Here is a 14,325-nt window from a genome sequence, read left to right as displayed (position 1 = left end):
CTTCAACCTATCGTTTCACTACTTTCGCTCTCACATTACCCTTCTCCGTTTCCATCAAAACAAAGTAAACACCCGTAGAGAAAGGAGTTAAATCCAATTCAACATTGTTCTCTCCTGCAATGGTTTCCAACATTTGTTGATACACCATACGACCACTAAAATCATACAACCTAAGATGGCGGCTTTCAGCTTTTGAATCAAACAATAGACGCACAAAATCATGACTTGGAATAGGATAAGCAACAAAGGTTTTCAAATTTTCATCCTTATTCAACAATTCATCAATGGCAGTATCCACATCCGTATAAATGGTGATGCTGTCAATATCGTCTTCGTTTGGGTCAAAATTGCTGGGCGTAGAGTCCACATCTGGCACATTGGAAGTACGCACTTCGCAGGTGTAGGTCAAAGGCCCCGGGCTATCCACAGAAGCTGTAATTTCCATAACTTGTGTTTCAAAAGGAGGAATATCACCAATGTACCAAACTTCCACATCCTCCAAATATTCGCCCATCGTTACAGTATTGCGCAGATAGGTAAACCCTATTGGAAAGATGGCCCTGATTTTAGAGTTATAACCTACTGTTGGCCCCTTGTTTTCTACATAAACGATAAAAGTTACCTCACTTCCTTGTTCAACCACATTGGAAGCACCCAAAGGCAATGCCATGTTCAATTCCAAATCTATCTGCAAACCCAAGACCTCCACACTAAAGGTATCGTCTTCGTCCAACAATCCATTATTCGGTGTAGAATCCACATCTTTTTCATTGGTTGCGACTACCTCTGCCGTTGCAGAAATCGTTCCCCCTACCTTTACTTCCACATTGACAAGCAATGTGCGAGTCACCTTTGAAGCAATGTTGCCAATGTTCCATTCTCCAGTAGTAGGATTGTAGGTCGTTTGGTCATTTGTGCTACTCACATAAGTTACTTCTGAGGGCAATGGAAGTTTGATCTTTACACCTGTTGCATTGGCCAGTCCGTTGTTTATTGCAGTGAGAATATATGAAAACTGCAATCCAACATTGACTTCGGTGTGGTTCGTAGTCATGGTCAATTCGATATCCACCTCTTGATTACCGTTACCCCCATTGCCTCCCAATCGAGTAGCCGTCAAACTTGTTTCATCGTCTTCAGCAGGTGTCTGCGTAGTATTGTTGTTGGGAGTTGAGTCAATATCTGTTTCGTTGGCTGATTGCACTTGGGCAAATAGGCGAATATCACCACTCACATCCAAGACAAAAAGCGACAACTCTAAAGTCACACTTTGACCACTTGCCAAATTACTAACATTCCAAATACTCGACCACTCACTATACTCTCCTTGCGAAACCGTAGCACTCGTGAATGCCAGACCATTGGAAAACGGGGCATAAACTGTAATGCCTGTGGCATTGTCTATTCCTTTGTTGGTGAGGGTGAGAGTGAATAGGGCGTTGGTAAAAACGCTGTAGGATGTAGCATCTGCGGTATAAGCTAACTCTAAGTCGATACTCTTGGCCGTTTCCTGCATCACTTCAATGGGATTTGTGGCATTGAGTGGAAGGGAGGTAAAAACAATGGCAGCTATCCACAAGATAAGTGATAGGCTATTCACACAATGGAAATGATTCATGGTCTTACAGTTTTCATGGCAAAGTTTTAAAATTACGATTTTGTGACAAATAGGTTGCGAATTTGCAATCAAAGTTTTGAAGGCTTGACTAATACGACATTTGCTTTTTGCAACAAGTGATGGGCTAAGAAATTGAAAATAAAAACCTCCCTCAAAACAAACCGCCTTTTAGAGAGATTGTGGGGCAAGCAACTAAAAAATAAGTTCTACATTAGTTTTATATACGCCTCCAAGCCTGTTCATAATCCAAGCGTTTTCAACAATATCGCCTAATGCAGATATAGTCCTTCTTGCCATAACATTTGATTCTAATTGAAAATTTAATTCTTTTATTCGCCCATATGATTGTTCTATCGCTCCTCTTAAATATTGTTTCATTGAACTTGTATAAGAGTTACTTAAATTTTTTACTCCTTGTGGTAAATAAGAAAGAGCTAATTCTATTCCAATATCTGTCATAGACTTATTATATATTAGACCTTCCTTATAAGTCAAATCAGTAAAGGCACTTCCTATAGCAGTAAAGGCAAAAGAGGTTACGCTTCTATTCTTTAGACTCAACGGAAGTCAAAAAGTGAGTGTAATTTATACTACACATACTGAAATGAAAGCCAAAACACTAAGACGTAGATGGTTTCAAAGAACATATATCGAACAATTTTTTAGATTGATTAAAAACACACTCAAAATACAATTATCTATTTCGAGTGATGTACAAGGGTTTCTAAAAAAAGCATTATTGTTTTTTCTAAAAGGCATTAGTGTCCAATTGTACCGTAAGTTCTGTAATCGAAAAAGGAAACTAAAAAATTGGAGTTTTCACAAGCTCCAATTTCAGACCAAAGCCCTGAATATTGAAAGAACCCTCTTACAAGAACTGATAGAATCTGTTTGATTTATTGCTAATACATACTAAAAAAATGAACGACAGGCTTTTTGCACACGCAAATCCTAATTAAATACTGAATATCCAATTGTTATGACCCAAATAAAAATGCCAACTTAAACATATTCCTGTAGGAATCTATAGTTTGGTTTCAACATTCAGGGAACTTATTATCACCAAAAAATAGTTGTTGTTCCATAATAAAATCAAGCTGTACCAAATTTGGAGCAGTGGAGCTTGTTGAATTTGAGATTGTTGATGATGATTTGTGCAGTGTTGTATTTATTGCCATATAAGGCAAACTAAAATATTAAATTACTCATTCTTGAATTTTAGTCAATTCATTGTCAATGATTTAATTGCATTTGAATTTGAGCTTTTAATTTGCCTAACTCTCAAAAAGGAGTGGAATTTTGAAGGCTGGATTTCTGCAATCCTCCAAAGCATTCTTCAATAATGGTGTATTTTTTGTTCTAAACTCTCTTACTTTTTGTAATTTTACAAAAAACAAAGAGAAGATATGTCCAACATATTCGAGCATTTCAAGCGTCAAAACCAACTCGATTTTCGCACCCAAAAACCCAAAAACATCTTTTTCCAATTGGATTTTGATGAATTTGGGGCGTTCATTTCTGTTACCGATGACATAGGCAAAGAGGTAACAGTGAACCATTTGAACTATAGTGGTGCGGTGCGAAGTATTCTTAGATCCATCGAAAACATCAAAGAGAAGAGTGCTTTTGTGATTGATTGGGAAAAACCTTCTGACAAAGTATATCTTGCCGAACATGATTTTTTGCTTTGGCAACTCAAAAATTGCGATAATTTTTTAGACCACCGCAAACGCCCAATTCAGTTCCAAACGGAACAGGCATCGGTTAATATTCGCATACAAAGTATTGAAAAACAGCCTGATTCAAAACTCAAATCGGAAGTCGAAAAATGGTACGATACCGACATTGTCTTGACGGCAGGCGGAAAGATTTTTGAAGGATTTCAGATGTTGACTGAAGAAATGGCGCTGGCGGAGGCTTTGCTTTTTGAAGTGAAGTCGTTGGGGCGTAATTTTGGACAATTGGGTTATTTTGAAACCGAAATTCCCGCTGAAGATATCAATAAATACCTATCGCTACTCTACTCCAATATGGACAATGTGGACGTACTGTTTGAAGATTATCAAGCGAAGGTCAGCACTGAATCCATTGAAGCTTTGCCAGCCCTTATTTTTGAAAAAATCGACTTGGACGAAGCTTTGTATATGCGTGTCACACAAACACTTCCGAACATGGATGTGGCATTTTTACAGCAGTTTGATCTCCACCGTATTGCCGAACTCAATGAGTTAGAACGGACTATCAATATTCGCTACATTGAACGTCAACCACTGGAAGAACTCATCAATAACATTGACAAAATTTTGTCTACCCATTTGCCAAAGAAAAAAGGCAAAGGAAGCAGTGAGACGCAGATTGTATCAGAAGGTAATTTATTCATTATTCCCAAGGTCGTGGCAAGTGGATTTCTTTACCACGAACTGCCCAAACTTTTGGCAGACTTCAATATATATGGAGCAGAAAAGTTAAAATCGTACAAAATTGCGCCCATGCAACCGACTTTGAATCTGAGCCTGAATCATGGGATTGACTTTTTGGAAGGAGATGCAAGTCTGGATTTTGAAGGAGAACTGATTAGCCTATTTGATGCCATTACACAATACGACAAACAAAAATATGTGTTGCTGAGTGATGGCACTCATGCAGTGGTCAATGGGGAATACATCAAAAAACTGCAGCGTATTTTCCGCAAAAAGAAAAAAGGTGTGGAATTGTCTTTCTTCGATTTGCCATTTGTGGAGGAATTGATTGATGAAAAAGTGGCACAAAGCACCTTCAAAAAATCCCGAGCTATTTTTGAAGGTTTCAACAATCTTGCTTCAAAACGCACTCAATTACCTGATCTTAAAGCTGAACTTCGCCCATACCAAAAACAGGGCTTCAAATGGCTCAATTACTTGTACGAAAACAAATTGGGCGGCTGTTTGGCAGACGATATGGGATTGGGTAAAACCCTTCAAGCCATTGCAGTATTGGCAAATATTTATCCTGAAACAACGCTGCCTTCGCTTATCATTATGCCTCGAAGTTTGCTCTTCAATTGGAGAAACGAAGTCGAAAAATTTGCCCCTCAACTGACGATGCACACCTACTACGGACAGCAGCGAAACTGGAATGAGGCATTGAAGCATCAGTTGATTTTCACCACCTATGCCATTGCTCGAAACGACATTGAGGCATTGAAGGAGGAGGAGTTTCAGTACGTGATTTTAGACGAATCGCAAAACATCAAGAACATTCAGGCCCAAACGACCAAAGCGGTTATGCTTTTGCAAGCCAAACACCGCATGGCATTGAGTGGTACTCCGATAGAAAACAATTTGGGAGAACTGTACTCCCTGTTTCGTTTTCTGAATCCTTCTATGTTTGGAACAATCGGCATGTTCAACGACAACTACGCTACGCCCATCCAAAAAGACAATAATCCAGAGGTGATTCAAGAATTGAGACGCAAGATTTACCCTTTCGTTTTGAGGCGATTAAAGAAAGATGTATTGACCGAACTGCCCGACAAAATTGAGCAGACCTTGTATGTGGAAATGTCGAAGAAGCAGAAAAAACTGTACGAACAGCGCCGTCAGTTTTACCAAAATGCGATTCAAAGTCAAATTGCTCAAAAGGGATTGCAGCAAACCCGTTTTTTCATTTTTCAAGCATTGAATGAATTGCGTCAAATTGCTTCAATTCCAGAGGCCAAAAGTGATGGGAAAATTTTGTCGCCCAAACGGGAAATGCTGCAAGAACAGGTCTTAGATGCTATTGCAAATGGACACAAGGTGTTGATTTTTGTCAATTTTTTGGCGGCCATCGAATTGATTGGTGAGCAGTTGGACAATGAGGGGATTGACTTTGTGAGTATGACGGGTTCGACTCGTGACCGTCAGACTTTGGTGAACCGTTTCCAAAATGACCCGAATTGTAGCGTGTTTTTGATGACGTTAAAAACGGGCGGAACAGGCTTGAACCTAACGGCTGCGGACACTGTTTTTATTTTTGATCCATGGTGGAACGGTGCGGCTGAAACTCAAGCAATTGACCGAGCGCATCGTATGGGGCAAACGAGTAAAGTCTTGGCTTATAAAATGATTACACAGGGAAGCATTGAAGAGAAAATACTGCAATTGCAGGAAAAGAAAAAGGAGTTGTTCGACAACATCATTTCGGCGGATGCGGGTGCAATGAAATCGCTTTCGGAGGAGGATATTAATTTTATTTTGGGATAGTAACATGAATAAAGTATTAAACATACCTCAGGATATTTACAATGAGTTTTACTTGACATATACCGCAGAGGAAATGAAGAAAAAGCTGAAAGGGCTATTTCTCAACTTTCTAAAAGCACATGAAAACCTGTGTGTTTCGGAAGGACTCTCCCCTTATACTTATTCCAAGGTTCACGATAGTCAGATAAGGAAAGAATATACTGTCAAGTTGTACTGTACGCCTTTTTTGAGCGAAAAATTGGTGGATGCTTTCCGAAAATTTCTTCCAAGTGAGACAAGGGCGATTCTGGATGAATTGGTCTGGAAAGGTCAGCTGCACGAAGATGAAATTAGAGAAGATTTAGGGATTGAAGTAGTGGACGAAGTGCCTGCGAGAAATGCATGGGAAAGCCCTAAAAGAACTGTTAATGAGAAATTCAAATTCTTTTTGGTAAAAAGTAAGCATATATGGCAGGGAAATAAAGGAAAAGTCTATACGCTTACTTTGCTGCCTGTCGTACTGAAATATTTGAGGATCAATTATCCCAAACCCAAAAATTACAACTTAAACTCTGCTAAGCTCAAAAAAACAGATTTTGTTTATACAGCTGAAAAAGACATTTTTTGGGAATTGCCTCGATTGTTGGCGTATTATGGACAAGGAAACATCAAACTGACCAACAAAAATCGTCCTACACTAAGTACTCTCAACAAAATGCAGCGAACATTGAATTTAGAAGAGTTTTTTGGAGATACCAAAGACAAAAATCTTCAGAATGTACGCACCAATGCCATAGCGGGTTTATTGGTAATTAGCGAGAAATGGATGAATGAAAGAGATCCTGTACAATTCCTCAAAAAAATGTTTAACTCCTATTCCAAAAAACATTTTTATGCGAGTATGCCCCGATTGCTTACTTTATTGAAGGGAACAAGTTCATGGGCTGACCGCTCTATTGAGCCCGTTGAGGAAAAGTATTTTGAACTGCTCAAAATGATGTCTTTGGGGGAATGGGTGGATTTCCAAAACATCAGAGATTTATTAAAATATCGAATGTGGGATATTGAACCTGTTCCTATTGATTCTGCTCACCGAACTTTGTACTTCAATAGAAAAACCAATATACAGACTGAAAAGGAATTTGTGTGGGCAAATATATTTTACAAAGCCCTTGCTATTCCGCTTCTCAAAGCCAATTTCTTTTTGTTTGCCGCTTTTGGGTTGGTCGAAATTGCTTACAATCAACCCGATACTTCCGACATTACCAAAACATTTTTTTCTCCTTACGATGAACTTCAATTTGTGAGGTTGACCGAATTGGGGGCATACATCACAGGGCAAAAACGAAGCTATGAACTACCTATCGAAGTCCAACAAACGCCTTTGATTCTGTCAGAAGATTCACTGATGATTTTGTCGGACGAAACCGATGTCTTCGCCGATATTTTACTGCAAAATTTCACCCAAAAAGTCGGCTCAAATCGCTACCAAACAGATGAAGCTATATTTTTGAATGATTGTTTTTCGCAATCAGATTTGACACAAAAAATCAACTCGTTTAAGCAAACCGTCACGGATAAAATGCCGAGTAATTGGGAGCTATTTTTTGAAAAACTAATAGCGAAAGTAAACCCTTTTACGAAAGTAACGAGTCAGTATGAATTGTTACAAATTCCTGCAAATAACCAAGAATTGATTCAGCTGATTGCCCACGATCGTGTGTTGAAAGAATATGTACTGAAGGCAGAAAGATTTCACATTTTTGTAAAGAAAACCAACTTAGCGAAGTTTGAAAAACGATTGAAGGAGTTTGGTTTTTTGTTGACTTGAAGAAAACAATAGCAGTAAACAATGAATATACCGATAGATTTAGTGACCGCCTTTGAGCAAAGTTATAATAAGACCAATTTGGAAAGGGGCTTAAAACCTTTTGTAGATGACTTTTTTTTGGAAAACAGGGCTTTATGTATGTCGGAAGGAGTCCCTAATTACTTGTATCTCAACGCAGGGGCTAAACGAATCAATAAAACGGACTTAGTAGATCTTTGCTGTGTGCCTTTTATCAACCGTACCTTGTTTGATGCCTTCCGAAAAACCCTTCCCAAAGAAATCGCCACTATTTTGGCTGAATTGGTGTGGAGAGAGGAATTAGGAGAAAGTGAAATTAAGTCTTTGTTTGGCATTGAAGTGTGTGAGGTGATACCTCCAAAATATTCATGGGGTGGCGAAAGTCGTGAGTTGAAAAAGATGTACTATTTTTTTGCAGTAAGCCATGAGCGTTGGAGTAGTATATTTGAGAGTATTTCATTGCCTGTTAACTTGAGAAAGCGATTAATGGCCTATTATCCTAAGCCTAAAAATTTTGATATACATACCATTACGCCAACTGCAACGGATATAGTATATAGTGGCGAAAAGGATATTTTTTTGGAGTTGCCTCGACTGTTGGCTTATTATGGCCAAGACAATATCAAACTGACGACCAAGCAGCGTCCTATGTTGAGTGGAATGAGTAAAATGCAGCGTACGCTAAATCTCAGAGAATTTTTTGAAGACACAAAAGACAAAGTATTGAAAAATCTGCGTACGAATGCAATTGCAGGTTTGTTGGTGGTGGGAGATAAGGTGCTAGGCGAAAAGAATCTTCCACAGTTAATCAAAAACCTCTTCAATTTGTACCAAAGAAACGCATATTTCAGCCTTCCTTTGTTGTTAACGAATCTCAAAGGGACAGGTTATATAGAAGATTCTGCGATGAAATCTGTAGAACATAATTTTGTTCGCTTGTTAAAAGAATTACCAATAGGTGATTGGGTAGCGTTTGAAAACATCGAAGATTTTACTAAATACCGAATGTTTGATATTACACCGATTAACAAAATCCTTGCCTCCGACAAACTCTACTTTAGTAAAAAAGAGGCACGGTACAATAACAAAGAACCAATAACAAAAAATATTTTTTACTCTGCTGTTACACTCTCCTTACTCAAAGCCAATTTCTTTTTGTTTGCGGCATTTGGCTTGGTCGAAATTGCTTACAATGTCCCAGATACTTCCGACGTTGCCAAAACCTATTTTTCGCCCTACGATGGACTTCAATTTGTGCGGCTAACCGAATTGGGGGCTTATGTGATGAGTGATTACGGAACTTATAAACAAGCGGAGGATACCCAGCAAACCCCTTTGGTTTTGTCAGAAGATTCCTTGATGATTCTTTCAGATGAGACAGACCTTACCGCCGACATTCTGCTGCAAAACTATACCCAAAAAGTTGGACCAAATCGCTACCAAACAGACTATACTGTGTTTTTGAAGGATTGTCGTACGGCAGAAGAAATGAAGAACAAGATAGAACTGTTCAAGAAAACGGTTACCAGCAAATTACCCGCCAACTGGAAAGCATTTTTTGAGGAATTGGTTGGAAACATTCAACCTTTTGAAGATGTGAGTACCGAATATGTTGTCTTCAAAATACCTTCACAAAACAGAATGTTGATTCAACTGATTGCCCAAGATGCAATATTGAAGAAGTACATCCAAAAAGCGGAGGGCTTTCAAATTTTGGTGCTGAAATCCAACATATCGAAGTTCAGGAATCGTTTGAAAGACTTTGGATTCTTTTTGAACTAGTACTACAAAAAAACTCTAATCATTCTAATATCTCAAAACCATGAATATCAAAGGTAAACCCCATCGTACCATCTGGTTGCACCCCGAAAAAGACACCGTTTTTCAAATCATTGACCAGCGTCATTTACCCCATCGTTTTGTGATTGAAGACATTTGTACTTCAAAAGAAGGCACAATTGCTATCAAAGAAATGTGGGTCAGAGGTGCACCGCTCATTGGAGCAACCGCCGCTTATAGCATGTATTTGGCTACTTTGGAGGCAAAAGAAAGCAATGATTTTGAAGTCTATATGCAGCAATCTGCAAAAGAATTGATGGCAACTCGACCGACTGCTATTAACCTTCAATGGGCTATTCAACGCCAACAAAAAGCCATTGCAGCAGGAAATACGGTCGAGGAAAAGGTACAAATTGCTTTGCAGACTGCTAAGGATATTTGTGAGGAGGATGTGGTGATTTCTGAAAATATTGGCAACCACGGATTGAAACTTATTGAAGCCATCAGCGAGCGGGAGGGTGGGGGAGTGGTCAATATTCTCACCCACTGCAATGCAGGATGGTTGGCTACGGTGGATTGGGGAACCGCAACAGCGCCAATTTATAAAGCCCACGAAAAAGGCATCAAAGTCCACGTATGGGTAGATGAAACCCGACCCCGCAATCAAGGCGCACGTCTTACGGCTTGGGAATTGCAGAATCATGGAGTGCCACATACGGTGATTGTCGACAATGTGGGCGGTCATTTGATGCAGCATGGCATGGTGGATATGTGCATTGTTGGCACCGACCGAACAACCTATACAGGTGATGTGGCGAACAAAATTGGTACTTACCTCAAAGCTTTGGCGGCAAAAGACAACAATGTGCCCTTTTATGTAGCCTTGCCTTCGACTACGATTGATTGGGAATTGATGGATGGATTGAAAATACCGATTGAAGAAAGAAATGCGGAGGAGGTGACGCATATTCAAGGATTGGAGGGCGAAGAAGTCAAACAGGTTTTACTGACTCCTCCTGAAAGCCCTGCTGCAAATTATGCTTTTGATGTGACTCCTGCTCGATTGGTGACGGCTTTGATTACTGAAAGGGGCGTTTGTGAGGCGAGTGAGGAGGGGATTAGAGGATTGTTCGATGGTGGACGGTGGACGGAAAACGACGGACGATAGACGGAAAACGGTGGACGAAATTTGAATGTAGTGGACGGACGAAATGCTAGTACAGCATAAACCAAATAAGTGGAAACTTTCTTTTGTACAAAAAACTGATAGTTAATATTTTTGGAGATTAATCACCAATCACTGCAATAGTTTTTTTGCAATATAATAAAATGGTGATGGATTCTAAATCAACCCATCACCATTCAACCCATCACCATTCAACCCATCACAAGTCACTAAGTATCCAATCACTAATTCACTGCCGCCAAAACTCTTCTATGGTTGTGCAAAACATCTCTCACAATATCTTTCAATTGAAGGTTGGCTTCTGAAAGCATTTCCATGTCATTCGGAAAAGGTAACAAACGGTTGTTGCAGAGGTTTACCACTCGGCTGCTCATTGCTTTTCGGTTGCCATTGAAGGTGATATAGTTGTTCACAAAAACCGCATCGGCTGCAATTGGAAACTGTTCCATGAGGCGATTGGTTTGACGGTTGAAGTATTGAACCGTACCTGCAATGCGAGCGGTTTTGTGTTGTTCAATCTCAATCACATCACAATACACGTCCACATATCTATCTACTTTCAAATCGTTGCCCAAGCTATCCTTTTTCACATTTCCTTTCGCATCCAACACATAGTCCCAACCGTCTTTTATCGTCTTGGTTTCACGGAATTGTTTTTCGTGAATGGATTCAGGGCTAAGTGCCACTTGCTCAATTCTAACCACCACATCGTAGTCAAAATCAATTCCTCTCACAGGTTCAGGATAATATTGTACCCAATGATCGTTGAGGCTATTGGTGTGTAGATTCATCAATTCTTGCTCAAAATGGAAAGGCATCACCATACCCGAATGATTCACCGCTTGGATTAATACCTTATTTGTACCCACAGAGATAGCTCTTTGTATTTGTGCATCTACATCTCTAAAAGTGGGGTAAAAAGACTTCAATTCCTGCAATTGGTCAAAAGCAATGCGGGCATTTCCCTTGTTTCCACTTTCTATATTTTGGACTGCAATGGTATAGAGGTACTCCGAAGCCTTTTCTTTTGCCGCCACCAAATCTGCTTGAGAATTGCTGAAAACGATTTTTGCTTGACGATGTTCAGACTTGATAAAAAGCGGCATCAATGGACGCACCAAGTTTTCTCGGTTTTGGATATCGCTGTAGGTGTAGTAAATTTTGAGCCATTTATCGGGATTTCCACCCATTTTCAATGCTGCAATGTTGTTGAAGTCTCTCTGATTGGCTTTGAAGTAGGCCTCTTCGAGCAGTACAATCTGCTTGTCTTTATTTTTGCCATTTCGCAATTTTTTGACCGTTTGGCTGATAGTTGTATCGTAGTTACCTGAAGAAAGTGCTTTTTTGGAATTGGTGCAAGAAGAAACAAGCACTGCAATGATCAAAGCGAAAAGGGATAAGTTGAATTTTCTGTATGTTGTCATCTTCAAAGGTTTTTTAAGTTAAGTGAATGAACGCTGTTGCGTTTGCTGTCTATACCTTTGGATTAAAATGGAGGGCGAGCGTTTAAGAAAAAAATAAATGGCAATGGAAGGGTGAAAAATAAGAGTGGAATAAATCGGCATCGCAATGGTTTGTTTTGCAGGAATTTGTGGATTTTTCCTTCAATGCGTGATGGGATATTTGGAGGAAATTGTAATCATGGTTTTTATTCCAACTGTTGCCAAAGTCTGCGACTGTTGGCAAAGTTTCCACTCATAGAGAAAAATCTCTCTGTCTCAGCATCTCTGCGTTCAAACTCCAAAACCAAGTGAGCAAAAATCTAACTCTCCGTTTTTCCATTCACACCAAAGACCCTTCCAATTCCCTTCAACATCTTTTTTGCAAAAGCCATAAAAAAAGTACCTTGCCCCAATAAAGTCCCAATGACCACCAACAAAACCAAATACACAGGTGTCACGATGAAAACCCATTTGATAATTGTCAGCCAAAAGTCATTGAACCATCTCAAATGAGCTACTCCCAATTTTATTTTTTCAGAAACATAAACCGACGATGAACCAGTCAGCGCAAAAGCTGTTATGATAACCAACAATTGGGTATTAGTTGTTATTTGCCAACGTTTTTTAAGGTTTTGAAAGAAACTGTTCACTTGTTTAAGTTTATGTTAGGTGAAGAGCTACAAAGTTCAACAAATTGGAGAGAAAATAAAATGAAATTCAAAAGCGGATATGGATTTTCTTCAAAATTTGATGCCACAGAAATCTAATATTTCAATAAAAAAATTAGAGCCAAAAGATAATTTTGTGCTTAAAGTTTTAGCCCGCAAATAATTACACTCTTTATTTAGAGTTGTTCTAAATAGCAAAAAACTGTTAAAATTCCTATTCTTTTCAAAGTTTGTGTCATAACTTTGCAGTCTAAAAATGAAGGCTCTTGGACAACAGTTTCAGAAGCATTTTAATCTTTGACTTATGAAGATATTTTACAATAAAATGTCCAAAGTAATTGGACTATTATTTTTTCTACTGATATTCTTAGCTTTGCACACGGATAGTTCCGCCCAAACTCCACGTGAAGACCCTGTTTATCTAAAAGGGGAAACTACTTTCAAGGCGAACTGTACGAGTTGTCATAAGGTTCACGACAAACTTATCGGCCCTGCACTTGCGGGAGTCTATGATAAGTATGATCGAGAATGGTTGTATTCGTGGATTAAGAATTCACAGGGGATGGTCAAAGCTGGCGATCCTGATGCGGTGAAAATCTTCAACGAATACAATGGCTCTGTCATGACCTCTTTCAATATCTCTAACGAAGATATTGATGCCGTATTGCAGTACATCAAAGTAGAAACGGAAGTAGCTCCTGTTGTTGATACCATTCCTGGTGAAGTACCAAGTGAAGGCGGAAATTCACAAATTGCCATGTTCTTGGGAATCATTGCTGTCATTCTATTGGCAATTATGTTCATCTTAACCCGTATCACAGGTACATTGGGAGAATTGGTTCGTGAGAAAATGGGCTTATTGGTTCCCGAAAAATGGAGCTTTGGTGAGCGATTCATGGGCAAGAAAGTAATTGCCTTGGCATCTTTGGCATTGTTGATTTTTGTAGGTTACAAAACGGTGGACAATGCACAGCGTTTGGGCCGTCAACAAAATTACCAACCGACGCAGCCTATTCAGTTCTCTCACGAACTACATGCAGGAGTCAATGAAATTCAATGTCAATACTGTCACTCAGGTGCGGCAAAAGGTAAATCAGCGGTGATTCCTTCTGCAAATGTTTGTATGAATTGCCACAAAGCTATCAAAGCAGGGCCTGAATATGGAACAGAGGAGATTGCGAAAATATACGATGCGGTGGGTTGGGACCCTGAAAAATTGGAGTACAAAAAGGACTACGAACAAAAACCTATCGAGTGGATTCGTATTCACAACCTACCCGACCATGTTTACTTTAGTCATGCTCAACACGTCAATGCAGGGCAGTTGGAATGTCAAACCTGTCATGGTCCGATTCAAGAAATGAAAAAAGTGTATCAATATTCTTCTTTGGGTATGGGATGGTGTGTGAACTGTCATAGAAACACAGCAGTCAATTTTGAAGGAAATGACTACTATCAGATTTATGAAAAGTACCATGAGAAGATGAAATCTGGAGAAATGAAGCAGGTGACGGTGCAAGATATTGGAGGAATAGAGTGTCAAAAGTGTCACTATTAATCCATTGAAGTGAAAATCAAAAA

The 14,325-nt window shown here is 39.3% G+C and carries 9 protein-coding genes; 5 read left to right on the top strand and 4 right to left on the bottom strand.

Features of this window, described 5'->3' with window-relative positions; translation table 11 throughout:
* Positions 1–7 precede the first annotated feature (7 nt).
* The gene (locus R3E32_17225) at positions 8–1,618 is read right to left on the bottom strand and encodes a T9SS type A sorting domain-containing protein (GenBank protein MEZ4886482.1); all 1,611 of its coding nucleotides are present in this window, start codon (positions 1,616–1,618) and stop codon (positions 8–10) included.
* 192 nt (positions 1,619–1,810) lie between these two features.
* Positions 1,811–2,077, bottom strand: coding sequence for a hypothetical protein (locus R3E32_17220; protein ID MEZ4886481.1), 267 nt, complete (start codon positions 2,075–2,077; stop codon positions 1,811–1,813).
* Positions 2,078–3,024: 947 nt separating this feature from the next.
* Between R3E32_17220 and R3E32_17215 the strand changes: the two genes are divergently transcribed.
* From R3E32_17215 to mtnA, 4 genes are read left to right on the top strand one after another with little or no spacing between them, the layout of a single operon-like run.
* Positions 3,025–5,841 carry a DEAD/DEAH box helicase gene (locus tag R3E32_17215; protein MEZ4886480.1) on the top strand — a complete coding sequence of 939 codons (2,817 nt, stop codon included), beginning with the start codon at positions 3,025–3,027 and terminating at the stop codon, positions 5,839–5,841.
* Between the two features lie 4 nt (positions 5,842–5,845).
* Positions 5,846–7,651: a hypothetical protein gene (locus tag R3E32_17210; GenBank protein ID MEZ4886479.1), complete on the top strand. Its 1,806-nt coding sequence runs from the start codon at positions 5,846–5,848 to the stop codon at positions 7,649–7,651.
* A 21-nt stretch (positions 7,652–7,672) separates the two neighbouring features.
* The gene (locus tag R3E32_17205) at positions 7,673–9,451 is read left to right on the top strand and encodes a hypothetical protein (GenBank protein MEZ4886478.1); all 1,779 of its coding nucleotides are present in this window, start codon (positions 7,673–7,675) and stop codon (positions 9,449–9,451) included.
* A 40-nt stretch (positions 9,452–9,491) separates the two neighbouring features.
* Positions 9,492–10,616: an S-methyl-5-thioribose-1-phosphate isomerase gene (mtnA, locus tag R3E32_17200; GenBank protein ID MEZ4886477.1), complete on the top strand. Its 1,125-nt coding sequence runs from the start codon at positions 9,492–9,494 to the stop codon at positions 10,614–10,616.
* 242 nt (positions 10,617–10,858) lie between these two features.
* On the opposite strand, the gene R3E32_17195 is transcribed toward mtnA, so the two are convergent.
* Together R3E32_17195 and R3E32_17190 are read right to left on the bottom strand one after the other, a co-directional pair.
* Complete coding sequence (locus R3E32_17195; GenBank protein MEZ4886476.1) at positions 10,859–12,058, bottom strand: hypothetical protein; 1,200 nt, start codon at positions 12,056–12,058, stop codon at positions 10,859–10,861.
* A 338-nt stretch (positions 12,059–12,396) separates the two neighbouring features.
* On the bottom strand, positions 12,397–12,726 hold the full coding sequence (locus R3E32_17190) for a DUF6787 family protein (GenBank protein MEZ4886475.1): 330 nt from the start codon (positions 12,724–12,726) through the stop codon (positions 12,397–12,399).
* Positions 12,727–13,069: 343 nt separating this feature from the next.
* On the opposite strand from R3E32_17190, the gene R3E32_17185 reads away from it, so the two are divergent.
* Positions 13,070–14,302, top strand: a complete 1,233-nt coding sequence (locus tag R3E32_17185) for a c-type cytochrome (protein MEZ4886474.1) — start codon at positions 13,070–13,072, stop codon at positions 14,300–14,302.
* Positions 14,303–14,325: the final 23 nt, after the last annotated feature.

The sequence above is a fragment of the Chitinophagales bacterium genome (genome assembly GCA_041392475.1).
GTDB lineage: Bacteria > Bacteroidota > Bacteroidia > Chitinophagales > UBA2359 > JAUHXA01.
Note: the sequence above shows the minus strand (reverse complement) of the source record. Positions and strands in the feature narration are given on the sequence as shown.

Coding starts and splice junctions, on each gene's coding strand:
- R3E32_17210 (MEZ4886479.1), top strand. CDS start 5,846: ATGAATAAAGTATTAAACATACCTCAGGATATTTACAATGAGTTTTAC.
- R3E32_17185 (MEZ4886474.1), top strand. CDS start 13,070: ATGTCCAAAGTAATTGGACTATTATTTTTTCTACTGATATTCTTAGCT.
- R3E32_17205 (MEZ4886478.1), top strand. CDS start 7,673: ATGAATATACCGATAGATTTAGTGACCGCCTTTGAGCAAAGTTATAAT.
- R3E32_17215 (MEZ4886480.1), top strand. CDS start 3,025: ATGTCCAACATATTCGAGCATTTCAAGCGTCAAAACCAACTCGATTTT.
- R3E32_17195 (MEZ4886476.1), bottom strand. CDS start 12,058: ATGACAACATACAGAAAATTCAACTTATCCCTTTTCGCTTTGATCATT.
- R3E32_17220 (MEZ4886481.1), bottom strand. CDS start 2,077: ATGACAGATATTGGAATAGAATTAGCTCTTTCTTATTTACCACAAGGA.
- mtnA (MEZ4886477.1), top strand. CDS start 9,492: ATGAATATCAAAGGTAAACCCCATCGTACCATCTGGTTGCACCCCGAA.
- R3E32_17225 (MEZ4886482.1), bottom strand. CDS start 1,618: ATGAATCATTTCCATTGTGTGAATAGCCTATCACTTATCTTGTGGATA.